Origin of the sequence: Vibrio sp. NFR, assembly GCF_027587095.1 — a bacterium.
GTDB lineage: Bacteria > Pseudomonadota > Gammaproteobacteria > Enterobacterales > Vibrionaceae > Vibrio > Vibrio harveyi.
On sequence record NZ_JAPPTN010000005.1, the window covers coordinates 378,375 to 401,595 of the forward strand.

At 44.6% G+C, this 23,221-nt stretch carries 25 protein-coding genes and 1 riboswitch; of the genes, 5 read left to right on the plus strand and 20 right to left on the minus strand.

Annotated features, from left to right (window positions below; genetic code table 11):
- Window positions 1-176: 176 nt before the first annotated feature.
- Together OH463_RS12515 and OH463_RS12520 are read right to left on the minus strand one after the other, a co-directional pair.
- Window positions 177-1,301, minus strand: a complete 1,125-nt coding sequence (locus tag OH463_RS12515) for a mandelate racemase/muconate lactonizing enzyme family protein (RefSeq protein ID WP_199480114.1) — start codon at window positions 1,299-1,301, stop codon at window positions 177-179.
- A 10-nt stretch (window positions 1,302-1,311) separates the two neighbouring features.
- Entirely contained in the window at window positions 1,312-2,667 is a 1,356-nt protein-coding gene (locus OH463_RS12520) for an FAD-dependent oxidoreductase (RefSeq protein ID WP_009696263.1), read from the minus strand.
- A 148-nt stretch (window positions 2,668-2,815) separates the two neighbouring features.
- Between OH463_RS12520 and OH463_RS12525 the strand changes: the two genes are divergently transcribed.
- Window positions 2,816-3,469, plus strand: a complete 654-nt coding sequence (locus tag OH463_RS12525) for a GntR family transcriptional regulator (protein ID WP_005453503.1) — start codon at window positions 2,816-2,818, stop codon at window positions 3,467-3,469.
- A 170-nt stretch (window positions 3,470-3,639) separates the two neighbouring features.
- Window positions 3,640-4,095 carry a prepilin-type N-terminal cleavage/methylation domain-containing protein gene (locus tag OH463_RS12530; protein WP_005453505.1) on the plus strand — a complete coding sequence of 152 codons (456 nt, stop codon included), beginning with the start codon at window positions 3,640-3,642 and terminating at the stop codon, window positions 4,093-4,095.
- Window positions 4,096-4,179: 84 nt separating this feature from the next.
- Here OH463_RS12530 and OH463_RS12535 read toward each other — a convergent pair whose 3' ends face one another.
- Window positions 4,180-4,899: an SDR family oxidoreductase gene (locus OH463_RS12535; RefSeq protein ID WP_005453507.1), complete on the minus strand. Its 720-nt coding sequence runs from the start codon at window positions 4,897-4,899 to the stop codon at window positions 4,180-4,182.
- 230 nt (window positions 4,900-5,129) lie between these two features.
- The gene (locus OH463_RS12540; protein WP_009696260.1) at window positions 5,130-5,435 is read right to left on the minus strand and encodes an isoamylase early set domain-containing protein; all 306 of its coding nucleotides are present in this window, start codon (window positions 5,433-5,435) and stop codon (window positions 5,130-5,132) included.
- Between the two features lie 193 nt (window positions 5,436-5,628).
- Between OH463_RS12540 and OH463_RS12545 the strand changes: the two genes are divergently transcribed.
- Together OH463_RS12545 and OH463_RS12550 are read left to right on the plus strand one after the other, a co-directional pair.
- Window positions 5,629-6,006 (plus strand): hypothetical protein, encoded by a 378-nt coding sequence (locus OH463_RS12545; protein ID WP_269991373.1) that lies wholly within the window; start codon window positions 5,629-5,631, stop codon window positions 6,004-6,006.
- An 87-nt stretch (window positions 6,007-6,093) separates the two neighbouring features.
- Window positions 6,094-6,693, plus strand: a complete 600-nt coding sequence (locus tag OH463_RS12550) for a thiol:disulfide interchange protein DsbA/DsbL (RefSeq protein WP_005453513.1) — start codon at window positions 6,094-6,096, stop codon at window positions 6,691-6,693.
- Window positions 6,694-6,748: 55 nt separating this feature from the next.
- Here the strand turns inward: OH463_RS12550 and OH463_RS12555 are convergent, their stop codons facing one another.
- The 10 genes from OH463_RS12555 to OH463_RS12600 form a co-directional block, all read right to left on the minus strand.
- Entirely contained in the window at window positions 6,749-6,994 is a 246-nt protein-coding gene (locus tag OH463_RS12555; RefSeq protein WP_005453516.1) for a hypothetical protein, read from the minus strand.
- Window positions 6,995-7,147: 153 nt separating this feature from the next.
- Complete coding sequence (locus OH463_RS12560; protein WP_005453517.1) at window positions 7,148-7,594, minus strand: DUF3429 domain-containing protein; 447 nt, start codon at window positions 7,592-7,594, stop codon at window positions 7,148-7,150.
- 11 nt (window positions 7,595-7,605) lie between these two features.
- A complete protein-coding gene (locus OH463_RS12565; RefSeq protein WP_009696257.1) occupies window positions 7,606-8,151 on the minus strand; it encodes a glutathione peroxidase in 546 nt (181 codons plus the stop codon).
- A gap of 109 nt (window positions 8,152-8,260) precedes the next feature.
- Window positions 8,261-8,917 (minus strand): 3,4-dihydroxy-2-butanone-4-phosphate synthase, encoded by a 657-nt coding sequence (ribB, locus tag OH463_RS12570; protein WP_005453519.1) that lies wholly within the window; start codon window positions 8,915-8,917, stop codon window positions 8,261-8,263.
- Between the two features lie 173 nt (window positions 8,918-9,090).
- A riboswitch (FMN riboswitch) is annotated at window positions 9,091-9,231 on the minus strand.
- Window positions 9,232-9,353: 122 nt separating this feature from the next.
- A complete protein-coding gene (locus tag OH463_RS12575) occupies window positions 9,354-9,971 on the minus strand; it encodes a cob(I)alamin adenolsyltransferase/cobinamide ATP-dependent adenolsyltransferase (RefSeq protein WP_005453520.1) in 618 nt (205 codons plus the stop codon).
- Window positions 9,972-10,030: 59 nt separating this feature from the next.
- Window positions 10,031-11,887, minus strand: a complete 1,857-nt coding sequence (locus OH463_RS12580) for an MFS transporter (RefSeq protein ID WP_269991375.1) — start codon at window positions 11,885-11,887, stop codon at window positions 10,031-10,033.
- A gap of 183 nt (window positions 11,888-12,070) precedes the next feature.
- On the minus strand, window positions 12,071-12,430 hold the full coding sequence (locus OH463_RS12585; RefSeq protein WP_017188705.1) for a hypothetical protein: 360 nt from the start codon (window positions 12,428-12,430) through the stop codon (window positions 12,071-12,073).
- Between the two features lie 10 nt (window positions 12,431-12,440).
- Window positions 12,441-13,178 (minus strand): helix-turn-helix domain-containing protein, encoded by a 738-nt coding sequence (locus OH463_RS12590; RefSeq protein ID WP_269991378.1) that lies wholly within the window; start codon window positions 13,176-13,178, stop codon window positions 12,441-12,443.
- Between the two features lies 1 nt (window position 13,179).
- The gene (locus OH463_RS12595; RefSeq protein WP_009701804.1) at window positions 13,180-13,833 is read right to left on the minus strand and encodes an HD domain-containing protein; all 654 of its coding nucleotides are present in this window, start codon (window positions 13,831-13,833) and stop codon (window positions 13,180-13,182) included.
- A 106-nt stretch (window positions 13,834-13,939) separates the two neighbouring features.
- The gene (locus tag OH463_RS12600) at window positions 13,940-14,710 is read right to left on the minus strand and encodes a hypothetical protein (protein WP_009696250.1); all 771 of its coding nucleotides are present in this window, start codon (window positions 14,708-14,710) and stop codon (window positions 13,940-13,942) included.
- Window positions 14,711-15,252: 542 nt separating this feature from the next.
- On the opposite strand from OH463_RS12600, the gene OH463_RS12605 reads away from it, so the two are divergent.
- Complete coding sequence (locus OH463_RS12605; RefSeq protein WP_005453531.1) at window positions 15,253-15,435, plus strand: hypothetical protein; 183 nt, start codon at window positions 15,253-15,255, stop codon at window positions 15,433-15,435.
- Between the two features lie 50 nt (window positions 15,436-15,485).
- Here OH463_RS12605 and OH463_RS12610 read toward each other — a convergent pair whose 3' ends face one another.
- From OH463_RS12610 to OH463_RS12635, 6 genes are all read right to left on the minus strand, one after another.
- Window positions 15,486-16,763: a cytosine deaminase gene (locus tag OH463_RS12610; protein ID WP_009696249.1), complete on the minus strand. Its 1,278-nt coding sequence runs from the start codon at window positions 16,761-16,763 to the stop codon at window positions 15,486-15,488.
- Between the two features lie 9 nt (window positions 16,764-16,772).
- Window positions 16,773-18,011: a cytosine permease gene (gene codB, locus OH463_RS12615; protein WP_005453535.1), complete on the minus strand. Its 1,239-nt coding sequence runs from the start codon at window positions 18,009-18,011 to the stop codon at window positions 16,773-16,775.
- 813 nt (window positions 18,012-18,824) lie between these two features.
- Window positions 18,825-20,171, minus strand: coding sequence for a magnesium transporter (locus OH463_RS12620; protein WP_269991379.1), 1,347 nt, complete (start codon window positions 20,169-20,171; stop codon window positions 18,825-18,827).
- 74 nt (window positions 20,172-20,245) lie between these two features.
- A complete protein-coding gene (locus OH463_RS12625) occupies window positions 20,246-21,568 on the minus strand; it encodes an ABC1 kinase family protein (protein ID WP_009696246.1) in 1,323 nt (440 codons plus the stop codon).
- Window positions 21,569-21,669: 101 nt separating this feature from the next.
- Window positions 21,670-22,893: an HlyD family secretion protein gene (locus OH463_RS12630; protein ID WP_005453541.1), complete on the minus strand. Its 1,224-nt coding sequence runs from the start codon at window positions 22,891-22,893 to the stop codon at window positions 21,670-21,672.
- Window positions 22,893-23,219, minus strand: coding sequence for an MFS transporter (locus OH463_RS12635; protein ID WP_005433326.1), 327 nt, complete (start codon window positions 23,217-23,219; stop codon window positions 22,893-22,895). The genes OH463_RS12630 and OH463_RS12635 overlap by 1 nt, the downstream gene beginning before the upstream one ends.
- Window positions 23,220-23,221: the final 2 nt, after the last annotated feature.

Below are 23,221 nucleotides of genomic sequence, written 5' to 3' on the forward strand. Positions count from 1 at the left end.
ATATTGTCTATTAATGAGAATACTCGGACGGCCTTGTTTATTGTCACTGACACTCAGGGTGTCTGCCTTTCTCCCGTTCCCATACGAGTAATTAGAAAGGCAGACAGTGTAGGGTTAGAGGGATGTCAGTCTTTTGCTGTCTCTGTATTAATTGTTTATGTCATGAAGCATGCGGTTTATTCGAAAACGTACGACGCCACAGACATTTCTTTCACTTTGTCCCAATCCATTTCAACACCTAAGCCATTGCCTTCAGGAGCACGGACATAACCTTCTTTGTCGGTGCGGATAACGGTTTTCGACGCTAGCTCAAAGTCTTCGTAAGGGTAGAACTGTTCAAAGAATTTGCAGTTGTTGTGCGCAAGAGCGACGTGCAGGTTTGCGGCTTGCGTTAGCGTGTAACCCATTGATTGGATCTCTAGGTTCTTAGAGAAGCCCTCTGCAATGTGGAAGCATTTGTTTAGAGGTGTAATACCACCGCAAACCGTCGCGTCTTGGCGAATGTCAGACCACATCTCTTGTGATAAGGCATAGGTCACTTCTTGCAGTGTTAACAAGCAGTTACCATGACTAGAAATCTCAAGGTCAGTGTTTCTAACTAGGCGTTTATAAGTGTTGTAGTCGTAATCAGAAACCGGTGCTTCTAACCATTCCCAGTGGTAGCGTTCTAGGCGTTTGGCCATTGCCATTGCTTGTTCTGGCGTGTAGAAGGTTGCCGTATCAAGCATGAATCGAATGCCTGTTTTGCCGTAACGAGCCTGAACTGCGTCAACAAGGGCAACGTCCTTTTCGTACACGCAGTAGCAGTGAAGCTTGATTGCTTTAAAGCCGTGTGCAATACAGTCGTCTAGGTACGGGAAGTACTCTTCTACGGTGTCGAACATTGGCGTCGATGCGTAAGACAACATTTTGTTTCGAGCGCCACCTAAAAGCATGTAAAGAGGCATGCCCGCTTTTTTGCCTTTGATGTCCCATGCTGCAATATCAATTGGCGCTTTAGCCGGCAGACCACCCCAAGTACAACGCGCCATTAACCAGTTGTAGAGCTCTTGAGTTGCCAATGGATTTTTACCCAGTAAACCTGGAACTATGGTGCGTTGAGATTCGATAATGCAGCGGTCAAAATCGTTCTCTGTGTAGCTGATTGTTGCGCCTAACCCCTCTGTACCATCGTTACAAATTAGACGGACGATGTTATTGGTGTATAACAAAGGTTCTTGGTTATCTGCCCATGGTACAGGTGCTGCATCGCGGTCTGCTACAGCGTAAAGTTCTACACGTTCAATTTTTAGATCGGTCATTTTTCAGTCCTTACAGGCGTGAGCCATTTTTAATCATGGTGGCGCGAATCTCCGCGACATTTAAGTCACGAATCGCCGTATTTGTATCAATCGCTTGTGCAGCAGCAACGCCAGCTGCATGACCAAGCTCAAAGCATTGCGCGGTGACGCGAGCAGAAGCAAGCGCTTCGTGTTCAGCGCTCAAGCATCGACCAGCAACAATGATGTTTTCACCAACCACTGGCACTAGCGTATGGAATGGGATGTCGTAGTAATCGTTAATTAGCCAGTGCAGTTTTGGTTTATCGCCGGAGTGCAATTCAATAGGCCAAGGGGTACGGCAAATACCGTCTTCACGCTTGCGACAGTTAACAACGTCTTCATTAGTTAGCGTTTCGATACCAACAATAGAGCGCGTTTGACGAATGCCGACTTCTACACCGGTGTCGACAACGAATGCCTGTTCACAACCTGGAACAAAGTTATTCAAGAAACGGGCGTACTCACGAACTTGGCGACGACCGAACACTTCGGCTTCTGTGAAATCTTCAGGATCAATGACGTTCAGCATGCGTCCATCTTGACCTGCAAGGCGTGTCGCATTGACCATCAGCTCATTCGCGCGTGTGGTCGGGAAAATCCAAATCTTATGACGTGGCAACTGGTATTCGCCGCTTTCGTTGGCTGCAAGAATATTTTCGGTGACTTTTGGAGGGCAGATCGTGTCGTTGCCGTAGTAGTCAAGATAAGTGTCCATATCGACACCGCCAAAACGGAAGAACATGGTTGGGTTTTGGATACGACCATTGTCGCCAAAGTAATAATCCATGCCCGCACGAGCTACCACAGCAGCATCACCAGAAGCATCGATGATCTGTTTACTTAAGATGATACTTTGCCCTGCGTTTGATTCGATGATCACGCCTTTAAATGTGTCACCTTCCATGATCACGCCAGTGACTGACGTATGGAATAGAGTTTTGACATTTGCTTGCTCTAGGAAATCATCAGCAACTTCACGCCACATCAAAGGATCGTGCGTCACTGTGTACGTTTTACCGTAACGCTGTGGAGCAGTGACACCACCTTTGTTTTCTAATGCTTGACGAAAACGTTCTGTAAAACCGAATACTACTTGTTCTGGCTGCGCATTTTCATCGTCCGATGCCATGTACATACCACAAATAGTGCCAGATAAGCCCGCGACGGCAGCACCACCGCAAAAACCGTATTTCTCAATTAGCCAAGTGTTCTTACCTAGACGACCAGCCGTTTCAGCTGCGGCAACACCAGCAGGACCTCCGCCAATGACTAACACTTCTACTTCAGCCAAAACAGGTAGGTCAGGAGTGTGTTCATAACGACGGATAATGTTCCAAGATTTCATTCTTACCTCACTAATAGATGACTGATGTTCATCTGATATATCAGTTGTATGTTTTTAATATATTCGTATTTCTTTTTTTGGTACAATGGCAAAACTTCTTATCGTGAGATTGCTCACTAAAAGATTGATCAATGGAATAGGAACGAGAATGACCGTAAATTCAGTCAATAAGACAGAAGTTGCATACAGCAAGCTTGAAAAAATGATCATCTTCCGCGAATTAGAACCAGGGAGTATGGTCAGTGAAAAGCAGTTGGCAGAAGAGTTAGAGCTTGGGCGAACTCCAGTTCGAGAAGCGTTACAAAGATTGGCTTATGAATGTATGGTTGAGATCCACCCGCGACGTGGAATTCAAATCCCAGCAATCTCTGTCGAGAGCCAACTAAAGATCCTAGAAGTCCGTCGCGACATTGAAGCCTTATGTGTCAACTACGCTGCCTCGCGAGCAAGTGTTGAAGAGAAGCAGCAGATGTTAATGTTGGCTGAGCAGTTAGAAGCTTGTGCAGAAAACAAAGATGACCTGCTTTACGCGTCTTTACTTAAAGAAATCCATACCTTGCTCGTCAAAGCTGCATGTAATGAATATCTACAGTTAGCGATGGCACCACTACAAGGTTTATCCCGTCGCTTTTGGTTTGCATTTAAAAACCAAGACTCAGATTTGGTTGAAGCATCTTCTCTTCATGCTGCCGTTTTACGCGCTGTCAGCCATACTGATGCCGAGGAAGCGGTCACGGCATCACATCGCCTAAATGACTACCTAACTGATGTGGCTTATCGAACGATTAAGCCGAGGAAGTAAAGAAGGTTTCTTCTTCAGCGTTAGCCGATTGAGCCGAGCAAGCAACTGCTCGGCTTTTTTGTCTACGAAGTGCACGACCTCTTACAAACGCTTACGTGGCGACTGTGTGGTTATGAAATAATTTTCTTCATTACTTTGGTGGCTTGCTTGGATTTGTAGAGAGATAGATTATGAGGAGAAGCAAAGGGTTTACTTTGTTAGAGCTGGTTATTGTTGTCGTTGTATTGGCCCTCGTGTCTGTCACTTCTGCACCTCGAATTTTAGGTTTTTTTAGTGATGGACGCGTGGCAAAATTAAAAGAAATCGAAGCGGTGATGAAAACAGGCTCGGATATTGTGTTCTCTAAGGCCCTGACTCAAGGCCTTGAAAACCAGTGTTATACCTATATCGATGACATTTATACCTGTAATGGGTATCCCACTGCACACCGAGATAATGTTTTGCGGAGCTTTAATATCGATGCTGAGCAAGTTTACGTTACAAACAAAGGCAGTGATGCCGCGGGTAGAGAAGCGTTTATTGGCTTTACGAAAGATAACGTGTGGCACAAGAAATGCTACGTTTATTACAAAGATGCTGTCTCCGGCGGTAGCGTTACGGTCGCCTCATTTACCGAAGATTGCTGATTACATGAAGAGCGTTGATTACATAAAGAGAAAAAGCGGCTTTGAAGCCGCTTTTTGAATTTCGTCGTCTTAAAATCGTATAGATTAAGGCTGTTGCTTAGTTGGTGCTAATGCAATTTCACGGATGCAAACGTTTTGTGGCTGTTGGTAAGCAAATACAACTGCACGTGCGATGTCGTCAGCAGCAAGAACGCCGCCCATGTCCTCTTTCCATGCGCCGTAACCATCTTTGATTTCTTGCGATGTTGTGTGAGAAAGCAGTTCGGTTTCTACCGCACCTGGGGCAATTGTTGTTACACGAACATTCGATGCTGCGACTTCTTCACGAACGTTTTCAGAAATCGCGTGAACCGCAAATTTAGTACCACAGTAAGCTGCGTGATCAGGGAACGTTTTCTTGCCTGCGATTGAGCTGATGTTGATGATAGTACCGCTGTTACGTGATTTCATTGGTGCAAGCACAGACTGCATGCCGTTTAGTAGACCAAGTACGTTCACGTCGAACATGCGTTTCCATTCTGATGCATCTTGTGTGTCAATTTGACCAAGTAGCATCACACCTGCGTTGTTTACTAGTGCATCAGCTGGACCAAATTTCTCTTCCGCTTTCGCAATCGCAGCTTCAAATGAAGACTTGTCTGTTACGTCTACTTTCTCACATAGCGTGTTTGGCAGGTTTAGGGCTTCCAAACGTTCTACACGACGAGCAAGAAGAAGAAGTGGGTGACCTTCATCGCTTAGACGACGGGCAATTGCTTCACCGATACCAGAACTTGCACCTGTAATTACAATCAGTTTTTTCATCTTTTGTTTCCTTCATCTCTTTGTTTGAGAGTTGCTTTTGTATGAGAGCAGCTTTTAGTTAAGAACATCTATCTCGCTGCGATGTGGGTATATTAAGGAAATGGCTTTTGTTGATATATATCACTTTAGGTAAAACACTGTTGTTGTATAGCAACAATTAATGGTGACTCGATGAAAAATTGGCGATAAAAAAGGCGCACTGAGTACGCCTATCTTTTCTGTCTGTGTGATTAAGCTGGTTGCTCTTGAGTGCACACGACACTGTTATCACTGCCAAAACCATTTGGTACGTAGGCATCCGCTTGTGGGTCGTTTTCCCACTCAGCTTCGTTAAATAGGTAACGGAACTGAATATTCTGTTCTTTCGGCAAGCGTGTTTTAAATTTAAACTGTCCACTTTTCTTCACGAGCTTCATTGGTTCTGGTTGCCAGTTGTTAAAGTCGCCTGCAATTTGAATCGACTCCCACTGGTTTTTGTCTAGCTCGAACGTGACTTCGACTTCGTCTTTTGTTTTAAAGAATCTCTTTTTAAGCATTAATCTTTCCTTGTTTGTACAAAAACTGATCTAACTATTACTCAGGTTTCATAAGGATTTCAAGTGTTATCGGCATTGCAGTCGGTATCGAGTGTCAGAATCCTCTGGTTTGTGAACGTGCTACTAAGTGATTGGCTTGTATGAAAAGAAGGATTCTGTATGATGAAGATTCACCATATTTTGAAGAAGTTGTATGCCGAGTTTTAACCGTACATTCCTGACGACAATGCTTTGTCTATTAGCCATGTTGCTAACGGGTGTCGTGTCGAGTGTGCGTGCAGCAACGGCACCAATTGAAGTGAGTTCAAACAAAGACCCTGTCGCTGAACTTCATCAAAAAATGGGTGTAGATAGCAAGGATTGCATCGAGTCGCACCATAGTGATCACTTGATGGAAAAAGGGCAGCAAGCACATACCAGTTGCAGCTCTTCCTGTATCGTGAAAATTCCAACTAACCTTTTGCAAGATGATGTCATCTTGCTCCCGCATAGCCTCGCACTGATCGATAAATCACCCACACCGAAAGCAGTGACTGTGGTTTATAAACCTTACCGTCCTCCTATTGTTTGATCCTTTTATTCATCACAAACCAGCCCTGCTGGGCTTTTTAAAAACTCACTAATGAATACGGCACACGTGTGCCTGAAGGAATCAAACATGAAAAAGCTATTTGCTCTTTGTAGCACTCTATTACTGGCATTCACTGCTCACGCTGCGCAATTTGAAGCGGGTAAACATTACAAAGTGTTGGACGTAGAGAAGTCGAAGAAACCGACAGTAACCGAATTTTTCTCTTTCTATTGCCCACACTGTTACAAATTTGAATCAGTCATCGATAACCTAAAACCATCGCTACCAAAAGACGCGAGTTTTGAGAAAGTACATGTCGCATTTATGGGCGGCAATATGGCGGTGCCGATGGCGAAGTCATACGCGACAATGGTGTCTTTGGGCGTAGAGAAGACGATGGTACCGGCGATGTTTGCTCAAATTCACCAGAAACGTCAAGCTCCTCAAAATGAAGCTGAATTGAAGCAAATCTTTGTGGACAATGGGGTAGATGGTAAGAAATTTGATGCGGCATACAACAGCTTTGCCGTAAACTCGATGCAAAAGGGTTTCGATAAGCAGTTTAAGCAAAGTACGTTGACTGGTGTTCCGGGGGTGGTTGTTAACAACAAGTACATCGTATTACCGAACGAAATCCGAAGCTACGATGAGTACAACAAGTTGGTAAACTACTTACTAACGCTTTAATTATAAAATGAAAAATGGCGACCAATGAGGTCGCCATTTTTTTGTTTTGTTCGCTTTAGCGTAGGACGGCTGTGCAAGCTGCTGTTGGCATATCGGTCATAAAGATCGCGTTTGGGTAAAACAAGCTCGCCATGGTGACGGCAACGTTACAAGGTTGGGCTATAGTGGTTTTCACCACGGTATTTAAAACCACGCCAGTGTTATTCACCGTATTGACCGCAGCTTGATGAGCTTGGTAAGACACGCAACCTGCTGTTGCGTTGATAACTGCAGTACTAAAAAGAAGTTTACGAAAAAACATATTCATATCCTTTGTGAATGCTTTTGAGTACTTATATGCTTGCCTGTTCATAATTGGAACAAAACAGTGTTCAAAATTGCTATAGGTTCACGAAATGAACATTGTTTTATATAACAACAGTAATTTTGTGATCTGGTAGGTGGACAGACCAGCTTATGCAATTAAAACCAACCCATGCATGAGCACTACGCCTGTCGTGAGCTTGCCTCGCATCATCTGGTAACCTTTTGGCTCCGCCTCTTTTTCTATTTTCCGAATCAGCTTTTCCGCGTACCAAACGGCAATGTAACCAGCAGCCAATAACAGAGTTGCAATCAAATAGTGTTTGTTACCTTGTAGTAGCGCTCCCCAAGCGAGTAGTACAAATAAATTACTGAGCACCAATGCATTGCGACTCAAGCGGTGATAAAAATGATCAATAGCATTGCCCCAAAGTACTCCTGAGAGAAAACTCAAAATCACTGCACTGTAAGCGATAAAAAATTGTTCCCCAGACAAGTTAAACAAAGTTCTTTCCGTAACGATGAGAACCAAGCTGAACAGAAATGGCAACAGCCCCAAATAACCCAATTGCAACATCGTCGTACGTGTGGTTGTCATAGCAGCCTTCCTTACAGTTGCTGTTCAATCATGTTAGTAAGCGTAGTACTTGTTGGAGAGGTTGAGCTTGGGAAGGTCGCGACGACTTTGCCTTCTTTATTGATCAAGAACTTGTAGAAGTTCCATTTCGGTGTAATGCCCGCTTGGGTACTGATCTGGGTAAATACTGGATTTGCATCCTCACCTAGGACAGACGTTTTAGCCATCATAGGGAAGGTGACACCATAGTCGAGGTAACAGATTTTTGCGGTCTTCTCTTCGCTACCACGGTCTTGACGAAAGTCGTTACTAGGAAAGCCGACAACTGAAAAGTTTTGATCTTTGTACGTTTGGTGTAGCTGTTCCAGTTGCTCGAATTGGGGAGTGAAGCCGCATTGGCTCGCGGTGTTCACAACCAATAGTGTTTTGCCTTTAAAGGCATCACACAGGGCTATTTCTTCTGTTGAATTGAGAAGTCGTTGCTTACCTTGCAAGATATCTGGGCAACTCGATGCAAAAGTCAAAGAGCTGGTGGAGAGTAGTGTCGCGATAAGTGCGCTGCGAGTAATTCCTTTCATGATGTTGATTCCTTTTATTTTTACTAAGTATAACTACTAGAAAAGGAACCAAATCGATCAAAAAAGCCGCTGAGTTCAGCGGCTTTTTACTAGAGCAAATACGTGTTGATTACGCTAGCTTCAAATCAAATTGATTACGGTAAGCAACCATATCTTCGATGGTCAGTACTGGCATGTTGTGTAAACGACCAAACGCGACGATCTCTGGTGTTTTTGCCATAGTGCCATCTGGATTTGTCACCTCACATAACACGCCAGCAGGCTGCAAACCTGCCATTTGCATTAGATCGATAGTGCCTTCTGTGTGACCACGGCGAGTCATTACGCCACCAGGACGAGCGCGCAGCGGGAACACGTGACCAGGACGAGCCAAGTCGTCTGGTTTTGCATTTGGGTTAGCAGCTGTTTTGATGGTCGTCACGCGGTCAGCGGCAGAAACGCCAGTTGTTACACCATGTTTTGCTTCAATAGAAACCGTGAAAGCCGTTTGGTTTGCGCTGTTGTTGTTTACAACCATTGGTGGCAGTTCCAACTTGTCTGCTTGAGCATCGGTCAGACACAGACAAACAATACCGCTGCATTCGCGGATCATAAGAGCCATTTGCTCATTGGTTAAGTGCTCTACGGAATAAATGATGTCGCCTTCGTTTTCACGATCTTCATCGTCGAGAAGAAGTACGCCACGACCTTCTTTAAGTGCGATAAGTGCGTTTTCAACGCGAGTAATTGGGTCGCCAAATTCGGCAAGTAGTGATGACTGATTCATGGTTAACTCCTAAATATCACCAGAATCAGGGCGGTATGAGGGATCGTCACATTTTATGCATGCGCTGAGCCGCCAACGGTAAGTTGGCACAAACCCACGCAATAAAAATGCGATCCAAAAAGAAGTGCACCAGTGTTCATCAACAAAGAACGTTGAGGAAAACGCTGATGTTTTCTTATTCTCTTTCATCCGGACTATAACCGTCGGCTCTGGCATCTCACCAGATCTGCTGACCTCGACGAATCGAGCGCTCGCGGGCTCACTCAAAAGAGTATACCGCCGGTGGGGAATTTCGCCCCGCCCTGAGAACATTGAATCCAACCAATATGGTCAGAAGTAAAAAACTCCGACACTCAAATGAGTGGTCGGAGTAGGGATAGTACTGCGAACGCCTTGGCTTGAAAAGTAGATTGCAACTACTTGATGGAAAAGTGCGCTATCGGCTGAAGTGATCAGTTTTGATAAAGTGATCAATCTGTGCAGGCACGTAGGTGTTGTATATAAGGCTGGTATGAGTTTGTTTGGTCTCAATATGGTCTTGCATGCCCTCTAAGCGTGTCTCATCGACAGTAACCGTACCGTCAGACATGGTGTTGTCTCTGTGCATTAGAATGGGTCTTGCACCAATTGCCATCGTGCCAGCGATGCTGCCAAGCTTTTGTGGGAAAGTCCAACTGTCCTCGTGCTTATTCAGACCATGGTATGGTGAGTTACCAAGAATCGCACCTAAACCTAAATCCTGAATGCGAGTCACGATGGAAGCGCCTTTCAGTGGTGAGCCAATTGCAACAACGTGAGAAACGAGGCTTGTCGATGGTTTTCTGCTTGCGAGGTATCGTTTAATCATCAAGCCACCTAGGCTATGACCCACTAACACATTAGCAGTCAACGGGTTAAGCGCTTTGTCGATGGAGTTAAATAGCGATTCTTCATTAATTGAAACCGTGTTGTAACTCAATACTTGGGTCTCGTAGCCCAGCTTTCTCAGCTTTTGGCTAAGAGGCTGCATGACCAGCCCATGCATATAAAGACCATGTAAGATGATGATTTTCATAATACCTCCTAGATTTATGATGTTGATTTTATCCTACTAAATTCTCCACAGGGCTACTGTCAGCGAATTAGCAAATCTTGCACTTCTTTTTGTAACAAATGGCGATCTAGTGTGGCTGGTTGCAATAACTCACCGATATTGACTTCGATACGAGACCAAAAGCGAGTAGGGCGTTTAGTTAACGCATGTCCATTTTTGTGACTGAAGAAAGATCCCCATAAGCCTTTTAACGCCATTGGAATCACGGGTACAGGTGTACGCTTTAAAATCTTCTCAACACCGGGTCTGAACTCGCCTAGTTCGCCATTTGAGGTCAAGCGACCTTCAGGGAAGATACAAACAACTTCATCGTTACTAAGAGCCTGCTCAATCTGTTCGAAAGCTTTTTTGTAAGTCTCTGCGCATTTGCGTGGAGAGCAAATTGGGATGACGCCAGCATGGCGGAAGACGTATTTAAGAACAGGCAGCTCGCTGATTGATTTGTCCATCACAAATCGCACTGGGCGGGTTGATGTGCCCATTAGAATCAAAGCATCTACATAGCTCACATGGTTTGCCACAATCAGGGCTGCACCTTGCTCTGGGATGTGCTGACGACCAGTTACGGATACTCGGTACAAACAGTGGCTTAGTAAGTAGCTAACAAAGCGCTGAGTAAACTCAGGTACTTGGCGGTAAACGTAGACAGCTACGATGAAGTTACCGACGGCCAAAATGGCAAACAGTTCAACGATAGAGAACTCTAAAACACTTAAGATCAATATTGAAACAGCAGCAGAAGCGACCATAAATAGTGCATTCATTATGTTATTGGCTGCAATAGATTGAGCACATTCGCCTTCTTCAGAGCGTGATTGGATAAACGCATAAAGGGGAACAATAAACACACCGCCGCTCACACCAACCAAGAACAAATCGAACATCACTCGAATATGCGAAGACTGAGTAATAAAGTTATGTATATCGTAATACTGACTCGGAAAAGATTCGATTGCAGGCACTGCCCATAAAAGGTCTGCACTGAAAATTGTTAAGCCCAAAATACCAAATGGCAGAATGCCCAGTTCTACTTGATTGAAAGACAACTTCTCACATAGCCATGAACCCGTAGCGATACCAATTGAAAATAGAGCCAATAATAGAGAAACCACAGTGCTGTCTGCGAATAAGTGTTCGCGAGCAAAATTTGGAAATTGGGTCAGGTAAGTTGCGCCCATAAACCAGAACCAACTGATGGCTAGAATCGACATCCAAATACCGCGTTGTTTTTGTGCCAGTTTGAGCGTTTTCTTCAAACCAGTAATAGGCTCGAACTTTACTTTGTCACTTTTCTTACTTGGCAGAGAAGGGATGTTAGCGCTGCTTAACAGACCAAGCAGAGATAGCGTAATCACAATGCAAGAGGCGATAATCATGCCGTTTGGAACTGCGAGTAATAGACCAGCGCTTAATGTACCAATCAGAATCGAAAGGAAAGTCCCCATCTCAACCCAAGCGTTACCTTTCACTAGTTCATTCGACTTTAGCGCTTGAGGAAGTAGAGCGTATTTCACTGGACCAAAATAAGCCGATTGAGTACCAGTCATGAAGAGGAGGACGAGCATCAGGATAGCACTCTGCGTCATAATGGCAGTCGCAGCGCAACTCATGATCACTAATTCAATAAGTTTTAAGCGGCGGATCAATTTTGCTTTGTCCATGTTGTCTGCAATCGCACCTGCGTGGGCAGAAAACAGAAAAAAGGGAAGGATAAACAAGCCAGCTGCAAGGTTAACAAAAAGGTCAACCGACATTGGCAGTGAGTCAATTTGGCTGTACGTCACCATCAGTAAAAGAACATTTTTGTAGATATTGTCGTTCAGTGCACCAAGGCACTGAGTGACGAAATAAGGGAAGAATCGTTTAGTGAGAAACATGCTGGCTCCGTAAAGGCGAAATAGCGTTGAGATGGGAGCACTTTAAAGGCTTGGCTTTAGGAAGCCAGTGTGAAGAAAAGAGTTACGTTATGAGAAACCAAAAGTAACACTTAATGCTACTTTTGATTGCATAAATTCGTGATTTGATACGAACTGGTGCTTTTATGTATTACGAGTATGAATTTAGTGTCGGAACCAGACACTGAGCATTCTCAATGTGACAAATAGGATGAAGCCAGATAATCCTATAAAGCCCAAAGCAATGAGATAAAAAAACAGACGTACCATGCGAGCTTTCATTCGTTTGAAAAAGCCAAGGCTTGGCGTAAGCTCTGGAACATGCTGAAAGCTTGAGATCATCACCCAAGCGGCAAGAGCCCATAAAGCCGCTACACCACTCGGAATCAGATAAGACTCTTTAACCATATTGGAAAGTTGCAGAAGCGTGGCAACGAACACAGCAAAACCACCAAATGCAATTAACACGAATAAAGGGAGAACAGGTCTTGTCTTAATAGATAGGCTTTTGAGTTTATCGAGCATCAGGTATTCCCTATTTACGTTCCCAAGGCTTAAACAGCGGAAATGTCCAGCGACGCATGGCAATCACTAGAGAAGTACCGTGTTTCTCGTTCATGTCTAATGAGTCGTCGCTTTGGCAGATTTGGTAAAACTCATCAATGACCTTCTGTAGCTTCTGTTGCATCTTTTTGTTTGTTGGCAAGCTCATCAGCCCCGTCGCCATCACCAGTTTTTCATCTTCGGCGGAGAAATAGCTTTGGAAGAAGGCATCTTGAACTTGTTGTTGGAAGAAGCGCTGAATAGGACCGCCAGTGTGCCAACGAAAAGTCGGGGAGATACGTAGACGAATCTTATTACCTGGTAGCAAGTCAATGATATTGAGGCGGTCGAGTTGGGCGAGCTTTTGTATGAGCTCCAATTCATCAAAGGTGTATTGCTCGATGATTTGCTCGAAGCGATAACCATTAACCACACATACCGCAACAAGCAACAAGCCCTTATCGTCGACCAGCTGCTTTTCTTGTTCTAACATGAGCGATTCCAGCCCTTTGTTACGTGCCGCTGATAGCTTAAACAATTCTGCCATTTCCAAACCAATTAGTTGACAGATTCGCTCCAACCGATCGAGGCTAATTTGACTGCCTTCTGCCAATAAGCGCTTTACGGAACCTTCGCTTAAGCCCAAGTGTTTTGCTACATCGACATAGTGTATACCGGACAACTTGAGCTGGCGTTTAAGCTCTTTAATTAGGTTGTGACTTTCCGACATATTAACCTTCTACTTCTTGGCGCAACTGTTCTAGGTAAGATTGCATAAACGCTTTACGCTTCACAGCTTCTTCATACGCCGCTTTGGTGTTCATCGTATCTACAATTTTAAACAGTTTGGTTTGGAAGTGATCGATGGTGAATCGTTTATCTTCCAGTTCTCGATGCTCTGCAAACATATCCTGTTCGTTATACAAAGTGGCATCAAATAGCGTGCTGACTTGAATACAGCGTGTAACGCCAATAGCGCCAAGCGCATCTAAGCGGTCTGCGTCTTGGACGACCTGAGCTTCCAAAGTATTTGGCGTAATATTGGCGCTAAAACTGTGCGATTCGATCGCGTGGGCAATGGCGTCATGGTATTGAGCAGGGTAATCGATACTTTCAAGAAACGAAATGGCTTTGGTTGCAGCAATAGCAGAGCTTTGTTTACGGTTTGGGTGATCTTTGGGATAGGTGAAACAATCATGCAAATAGGCTGCGGGTAACACAACTGCTAACTCAGCGCCTTCTTGAAGTGCAAGCTGGCGAGCTGTCTTGACTACGCGGCGGACATGGCTGAGGTCGTGAGCCGCATCGGTTTGCATCTCTTGTTGCATAAATTGAAGGAACTGAGACTCAAATCGGTTGAGCTCTGATGTATTGAGTTGAGGCATGGATTTCTTCTAAAAAATAAAGGCTTAGACAGAGTATGCCTAAGCCTTTATTAAATTGCCAAATGAGACGTTGTTATTGCGATGTTACGATGAATACGTTGTCGTTTTATTGTGTACGAGTGAAGCGGAACGTCTGCACTTTTTGCTCTGCTCCGTCGATGTATGCATAGCTATCGATGGTCCAAACGTTTGGACCTGCGAAACCTAGTTCCACACGTACATCACCGGTTGGAATTCCTTGATAGATAACGTCGTTAATGTTCATCGGATAAAAGTTGTAGCGATTGCTTTGCGCTTGTTGCTCGCCTGCAAATGCGACCGATACATCTTTTGCTTGGTTAGTTAATGTCAATTGATAGCCAGCTTGTTGGTCGAACGTGAATGCGGCATTAAGGTCAACACCTTGCGAGTTGGTCACCTTAATATTTGCTTCTGTTGTTTTCGCCAGAGAACCGTGCGCTTGTAAGCCGTCTAAGCCTTTAAAATCGCGATTGTGGTTTTGGATGTTTACGTTCCAATCCCCAACAAAGTTATCGATTTCTTGCCATTGCTGAGGTGCGTTGGTGGTTGCTGTATTCTGACCGCCATTGATGCCACCAATCGCTTCGTTACGGCTATCATGGCGAATGTTTTCTCGATTGTTGTGAATATCTGCGCCAGCTCCTGCTACTCCGCCAGCAACACCACCTGCGACAGCGCCTTTCATTGCAAGCTCTGCGTCGCCAGTTAATGCGCCCATAGTAAGACCGAGAAGTGCACCGCCAGCGGCTCCTTGTTTTGTTAATGCATTTGGATCGTCTTCTCCCGGAGTCACGCATCCTGCAAGTAGGGGAAGAGATAGCGCCGCGACCAATGTTGTTTTGTTGAAAATGTTCATGTGTTCACTCCGAGATGTTTGGTTCGGAGCTATTATTGAACGCTGTTTGATTGTGAATCCACTTATCTCGCTGATAACCGTCAGTTATCACATGTAAATGTTTTTTATTAAAAAGCTCAAATCTTAACTGAATAGCTCGATAAAAAAGAGATAAAGAAAAGGGTCAACATCGCTGTTGACCCTATATGGTTTTATTCTTTTATTTTAGAAGCACTAATTTTGACGTTGTTAGTGGTAAATCTACTTTGGGCGATTTTTGGCTTTTTAATATAAAGCTCAACTAACTTGCTAACTTTAGTGCTTGTTCAACACGAGTGCAAATATTTATTACGTAAACTATCTATATTCTGAAATATAATTTGAAGTAATATCACAACAGATAACAATCTAAAATGGTGTAAATAGCGCAAGATCGCTTGTGCTGTCTCATGTTTGAGCCAAGCATAAACTGGATCGCCATTTTGTGATCTGGATCAATATTAATCCTCCTTCAGAGGGATAGCATTCACGCGAAATTGAGAATTATAAATTGAGCCTAAGCTATGCAGGATTTATATGAGCTAGAGCGTAAGTTGGTGGAATACGGCGCAGACATGAAAGGCTTAAAGGTTGTTCCTGCAATCATTGATCAAGATGGCAAGGTTGTTTATTTAGGGAATACACCCTCGTTGCTAAGAAATGTCATTAGTTGCCGTAGACAGCTAACGCAACGCGTAAAGAAATAAAAAAGGGTCTGATGCAAGTCAGACCCTTTTTTGTATGTGCAGATTAGAGATTAACGCTTGTACGTTACTTGCTCTTGTTGACCAAGGTGAATGTGCGTTGTTGCCGGTTGAGTTTCAGCAATGACTTTACCGTGGCGAACAGAGTAGCGAACAGGTACTTGGCGGCGCACTGCATCAAAACCATTTTCTGCAGGAAGGATAAGCAAGCTACCTGGCTTACCTGCTTCAATGCCGTGTTTGTCTTGAATGTTCAGTGTGCGTGCTGAATTGGTGCTGATCAGATCAAGTGAGTTGTTGATTTGGTCGTAACCCATTACCTGACATACGTGCAGACCCATGTGCAGAACTTGCAGCATGTTTGCAGTGCCTAGTGGGTACCAAGGATCAAAGACGTCATCGTGACCAAAACATACGTTGATGTTGGCGTTCAACATTTCTTTTACACGAGTCACACCACGGCGTTTCGGGTAATCATCGAAGCGACCTTGAAGGTGGATGTTCACCAATGGGTTTGCAACAAAGTTGATGCCAGACATGCGTAGCAGACGGAACAGGCGAGATGCGTAAGCACCGTTGTAAGAGCCCATCGCCGTTGTATGGCTTGCGGTTACCTTGTGACCCATGTTGAACTTGTGCGCTAGCGCTGCAAGTGTTTCAACAAAGCGTGATTGCTCGTCATCGATCTCATCACAGTGTACGTCGATCAAACGGTCGTATTTCTGTGCCAGTTCGAAAACGTAGTGCAGAGACTCGATGCCGTACTCACGAGTGAATTCAAAGTGAGGAATAGCACCAATAACGTCAGCACCCAACTGAACTGCCTCTTCTAGCAATTCTTTGCCGTTCGGATAAGACAGAATGCCTTCTTGTGGAAACGCAACGATTTGGATGTCTACCCATTCTTTCATTTCTTCGCGTACTTCTACCATTGCTTTTAGAGCAATTAGAGTAGGGTCAGAAACGTCAACGTGAGTACGAACGTGCTGTACACCGTTTGCAATTTGCCACTTAAGTGTTTGTTTCGCGCGTGATTTTACGTCTTCAATCGACAGCATTTCTTTGCGCTCAGCCCAACGCTCGATACCTTCGAAAAGTGTACCAGAGATGTTCCAGCTCGGCTCACCAGCGGTTTGCGTGGTGTCTAGGTGAATGTGCGGCTCACAGAATGGCGCGACAGCCATGCCGCCCTCCGCATCAAGAGTGTCACCTGTGTAATCTAGTTCTACATTATTGTCTTCAATACGCTTGAATTGACCATCCTCAATCAAAATTTGCTGGAGACCTTCCTGTCCCTTAAGCGTTGCGTTCTTGATCAATAGTGTTGTCATGATGGTTCCTTACGCTGGCTGCTGTGCCAGTGTCTTTTTATTAAGAATAGGATTTAGAATCAGGTAGCTGATTGTGCCGCCTAGTACCGCGTTCACAGGTACTACGCCCGGAAGGAAGTGACCTGCTGCAACGCCAATCGCTACCGCGATAATGCCAGCCCAGTTGACTGTTTGGAACTCTGCTGCTGCGAAATTTTTGTAACGTTTACGGTTCATGAAGAAGTCCGCAATAATGACGCCACCAATTGGTGGAATTGCAAGCGATAGGAAGGTTAACCAGCCTACAAAGTTATTGTACAGCCATAGTGCGCACAATGTACCTATTAAACCGTTTGCCATAGAGATGTATTTACTTGGCAAGCCTGTGATGTTGGAGAATCCGAGACCTGATGCGTAAAGCGCATTGTCATTGGTTGTCCAGATGTTTAAGCCAAGCACGATGATAGCTGGGATAAGAAGACCTTGCGCAATCATCACTTCTGAAATGTCTGATTGACCGGTTACTGCGGCACCTGCGGCACCGAAGATGAACATCAATGAGTTACCGATGAAGAATGCCACCATTGTGACCATCACGGCACCTTTTGGCTTTTTGCCGAAACGTACGAAGTCTGCAGTTAGTGTCCCTGCACTGACAAATGAGCCAACGACCATTGCTAGCGCTACAGAAAAGTCGATAGGTTGTGCTGGTTGTACTTTTTGTAGCTCAGCTACACCACCAACGCTGTTTACCGCTTCGACTACTGAGTAACCACCAAGCAGAGCAATCGCTGGTACTGCAATCGCTGAAAGTACCATTAGTGCAGAGATACCGAAGTAAACCGTTGCAGTCATGAGTAGACCAGAAATGATAATGAGTGTGTTTGTGTCAATGCCTGTTGCTTTGTTTACTGGAATTGCAAACATAGCCACGCCAACACCAAACCAACCAACTTGTGTGCCGCCAAGAAGAGCGGAAGGGAGCCAAGAGCCTTTAGAGCCAAATGAGAAACGAGCAAGGAGGTGAGTAGAGAGACCAGTAGAAGCGCCGATGTAACCGAGGAAAGAAGTGTAGATGCCGAGGATTAGGTTACCAATAAGAACAGCGAGGAAGAAATCATCAAAAGAAAGTCCGGTACCGAGCGAACCGCCTGTCCACATACTTGCGGAGAAGAAAGTGAGTCCCAACATTACCATGGTTAATGATGCAACACCCTTTCTGGCAGTGTTAGGAACCGGTCCAAGACTGTAGTTATTGTCTGCAGCCATTTTTACCTCCGCAAAGAAAATTAAAACGAATTATAGATCCCAATTTCTGGGCAAACGGCGCGTATTATCGTGATGTAAATCTCATAGTCAATGAGTTTTTTGTCACTTAAGCGTTTGCTTTAAGGTTTTTATTTATTAATGCTTTTTAAAACATGGTGTTATGGTTTTTTGAAAAATCAAAAAAGTTTAGCTACAAGTGGGTTTCGTTTTCTGTAATGTGTAATGAAATCGGTGTCATTGGTAGTTCGTGGTTATGATGTCATATTTATGTGGTTTGTTTATAAAATTGCGATTTGATTGATTTTAGTGATGGTTGGCAAACGTTTTTATGAGCTTGCTGGTAACCGTTGTTTGTTATTTAATCGAAAGGCGATTTGTAAGCTTATTCTTTTGTAAGTTTGACTTGATGATTTGGGTTAAGTGGGTATTTATAATAGATAACGTCGTGACTTTTACGTGTGTAATCGATTGTAAAGTTATTCAATAAGGTTGGTTGCTGAGCGCGGGAGGGTAAATCGAAGAAGTTGGAGAAGGAATAGACAAAAAAATAGCCAACCGCAAAGAGTGCGATTGGCTTATATACTTGTGAACAAATTCAAGTTCACTAACAACGTCAGTTGGCTAGGTGACCCTCGGCTTAAGAAGGGTCACTTTAAATAATGCAGTTAGTGTGCCAACTTTAAAACCACCGAAAAAACACGGTTTCTGTGATATGAGTTGCCTAAATTTAGCTGTTTGTTGCAAATTGCAAATGCGGATTGCAATTTGTAATTATAATGCTAATGATGAATTAATTAACTAGAGTAATTCTTTTTATAACATTACTAGGCTTGCGGTACCTAAGAAGGCAAAGAAGCCAACGACATCCGTTACCGTGGTCAGAATCACTGAGCCCGCCAATGCTGGATCGAGTTTGAGCTTGTCTAAAACTATTGGGATAACCACACCAAATAAGGCTGCAGTAACAATATTGACGATGATCGCCAGAGCAATGGTGCCGCCCAATACGGGAGATTGGAACCAAAGCCCTGCTAAACCACCGATGATCAGCGCCCACAGCAATGCATTAAGAGAGCCGATTCCCAATTCGTTTTTGAGTAATGCAAAACGGTTACCTGGAGTGATCTGGTTTAATGCCATAGCACGAACCATCAGGGTCAGTGTTTGGCTACCAGCGATACCTCCCATTGAGGCTACTATTGGCATCAGCACAGCAAGGGCGACCACCTGTGCAATCACGTCTTCAAATAGACCAATGGTGACGGAGGCTAGAATTGCAGTGAGTAAATTTATACCCAACCAAACTCCACGCTTTTGCGAACTCTTTAAAACAGGGGCGAATAAGTCATCGCCTTCGTCCATACCGGTACCCGCCATCAAACGTGCTTCGTAGATTTCACGTTGAGTACTCAATGCAAATTGCCAATCCACTTCACCGATCAGGGTTTGATCCGCATCGGTAACCGGAAGTGCCGGAAGCGCACTGTGCTCAAGTGCTTCCACTGCTTCCGGAAGTTCCATTTTACTATCGAGTACGGTGACGGTCTCAATCGCTAAAGTTTTAAGGCGGACGTCAGCTTCACTACGCAAGATTTCATAGTAGTTTACCGCACCACGAAACTGTTTCTTACGGTTGATGAGATACACTTGCTGTGGTGTATCGTAGCTATAGCGCTCCATCAAGCGTCTTGCTTTACCAACGGTGATATTAAAAGGGAGGGTGATTATCTTACGCTCTGCCCAACGACCGAGTTGTTCGTCTTCGTATTCGTTCGCTTGATCATAAAGCTCAAGTTCATCTTTCTCGATAAGCTCTAGTGCTTCATTGATGAACTCTTCTGGCAGAGAGTCTGCCCATTCGATTAAAGATAAGTTATCTAGCTTGGCTAGCGTGAGCTTTAGCTCTATTTCCGATAATGCTTCGATGATAGAAAGGCGCACTTCAGCACGCATTTCCGTTAGTACATCAATATGTAGCTCTAGTGGTAATGCACGCCACAAGCGCACACGATCATCGATAGGAAAGGCTTCGAGGATCAGCGCAACAGCACCGGGCTCGAGACCGCATTCGATAGAATCATTCAAAGCGGTGACTTGATCCGCTTCGTCTGCTTGGACAATTTGTTCGATTAGAGTGGAGAGGTCTTGAAACTTACTCACCGAGCACCCCGACAGTCAGATTATTCTTATAGGCAGCTGATCAAGGTACTCGAAAATAGCAGAAAAACAATAGCCTATTGGTTACTTATCTGTAGGTAAGGTGAGACCAATTGGCGAATGTTCACTTTTGCGCCAATACGGGCTGCCAGCAAGTACATTCCGCCGATCTTTCTATGTAGGAATAGGGCATCTGCTGGTGGCGTGTGCCAGTAGTCTTGCTCCATGCTTAGAATGGTTCCAGCTTCTCGAAGTTTCTGGGCTAAACCACTGGCTTTGAAGTCATAAGGCTCATCCACTAACATTGGCTCACATGCCATTTTTACCAAATCAAGAATCGCTTGGCGCTGCGTAGGCATGATGGTTGTGCTGAAGAAACCAATCTGTTCCAGTGCATCGTTCAAGCCTTGTTCGTCGTCGTTAACAACCGATGCAAAAGCTTGGCGATAACCAGTGCTGAATCGTTCGCTGTACTCGCGAGTCGCACCGAAATCTAACAAGCCGATTTGACGGGTGTTCTCTATGTATAAATAGTTGGCAAAGTTGGGATCGGTTTGCACCATCTTGAATTCGAACAGCTCTCGGAATAGCAATTCGAGCAGGCTGTGCATAACGAAGTCACGTGTATTTTGGTCATAGTGTTCAATTTGCTCAATCGGGCTGCCATCAATGAATTCCATAGCGAGAACGGATTCTGAACAACTTTCAGTGTGAATCTTTGGCACGACAAAATGAGGGTGATCCTTCAAAGCGTCATGATAACGAATGGCAAATTGCGCTTCTCGTGCGTAATCGGCTTCATCATGCAGTTGCTTTTTGGCTTCTTCCAGCAACCCTTTGTAATCAACAGACTCGGGAATCAACCCAACGACTTTGAGCAAAGTACCCACGTTGTCTACGTCGCTGTCGATGCTCTTTCTTATGCCAGGATATTGCACTTTGACTGCTAGGTTATCACCTCCGTCGCTGTAGGCTTGGTGTACTTGTCCGATTGAGGCACTGGCAATTGGCTTGAAGTTAAAGGACAGGAACTCGGCTTTCCAATTCGTCCCTAATGAACTTTCCATTACTCCATTTAGCTGTTTGGCTGGCATCGGGTCTGCGTTGGAGCGAAGGCGGGAGAGAATATCGGCGAGTTCAGGTTCTAAAACATCACCAGCATCCATTGAGAGCATTTGACCAAGCTTCATTGCAGCGCCACGCAAGTGAGCAAGTTGGTCTGTTAAACGCGCGATGTTTTGTGGCGTCAGCAACAGGTCTTTCGCTTTAGGTTTATTACCTTTGGCGATTTGTTTAGTGCCTTCTGCAATTACGTTGCCTGCGACACGGGTTGCAAGGGAAGCAAACTTGCTGAATCTTGAGATACGATGGGTAGGTAGGCTTCTTTCCTTTGCCGACATGAATCTTCTCCACTTATGACTAACTATTTGTTATACGGGAAAAGTACGTGCTTGGATACAAATGAAAAGAAAACCGCCAGCAGAACTGGCGGTTTATGAGTTTAGATAGAGTAGAAGAAGTACAGTTGAGACTTCATTCGGATGATGATGCCACGAATCACATCCAAGAACGCTAGGAAACCGATCGGCTTCTCGCCGCTGACCCATGCTAAGCCAACCGAACCGACAGGGATATCGTAGCCTTCTGGCTCGTCAATCTTAAGGCGGACAAAGTGATGCTTATTCTGTAAGTTCTTGCCAGTTGTAGCGCGAACGGAATCATCCAAACCAAGTAGGTTGCCTTGTGACTCACCAGTCGCTTCAACAATGCCCTCTACGGTTGCAGAGAAGATCTTGCCAGGATAAACCGAAGAAGAGAATTCCGCAGGTTGACCTGGTTTGATGTTACGAATCGCTTGGTGATTGACGCGCATCAAAACGTACTTCTCGTTGGTGTACATATTGATACGCGGCATCATCGAAACACGTTGACCTTCACGCAAGATAAAGTTGGTCACAAAGCCATCTGCTGGTGCGTGAACTTTCGTACTGTTCAAATCCCATTGCGCTTTTGCAATTTGCTCCTCAGCTTGGCGCAATTCAGCCTGTTTGGTTTCAACTGCTAATTCTGCTTTATGAATTGCCAGTTTTGCTCGTGAGATATCAACTTGTTTTTTCTTAATTTGAGATTCAAGAGTTAACACGTTGTGGCGTGCCATATCAACGGCACTCGATTGTTTGTCGATGTCGCTTTCCGTGATGGTGTTTTGGACCACACGGTTTTGTTCAACGTAACGATCGAGCATCTTTTTCTGCAATTTGTAGTCAACTTTCGCCGCTTCTAATTGGCTCTTGGAGGTTTCTAGATCTTGTACCAGAGCTTGATGGTTTGCTTCTTCAATCTCGATATCACCTTGTGCTGTTGCCAGTGCTACTCGAGCCGAATCAGCTGACACGTTCGCTTGGTTCAATGCGATCTCATACTGCGTTGGATCGAGTTCGTAAATGAGCTGACCTTTCTCAATCTGTTGATTTGGTTTGATGTAAATATGGTCAACTTTGCCTTTCACGTTGGTCGAATCTGGACGCAATTGGATGTGCGGTGATTGCACAACAGAGCCGCCAGATAAGTCCATAGGCGTGAAGTTAATGAGACCTACCCATACGAACATTAACCAACCTAAACCGCCAAGATAAGCGAACGATTTGGTTGCTTTGTTCCAAGGCATACCGACTAAACGGAGCAGGTAGATGAAGAGTGCCCATACCGCTAAACCTTCTAACATTATGCCTCCTCTTGTGGCTGTGTTTCTGTTTGCGGTTTACTTTTCCATGTATCGCGCAGATTGATGATGGCTTTTTCCATATCAACGAATGCAAAGATTACGGCTAACACCCATACCCAGTGCCAGACAAATCCTATCCAGGTGAGGGCGGTGATAAGCCCTATCTGGTGATGGTCTTTGCTGTGTGCCTTATTGATTGGCAACTCATGGATTTTCCAAAAGCCGTAACATGCGCCAGCGACACTCGCGATTAAAACGACGGCAGCGACAACATGTAACGCTGTATCTGCGCCTGTTCCGACAAATGGGACACTCAGTAAACTCATTA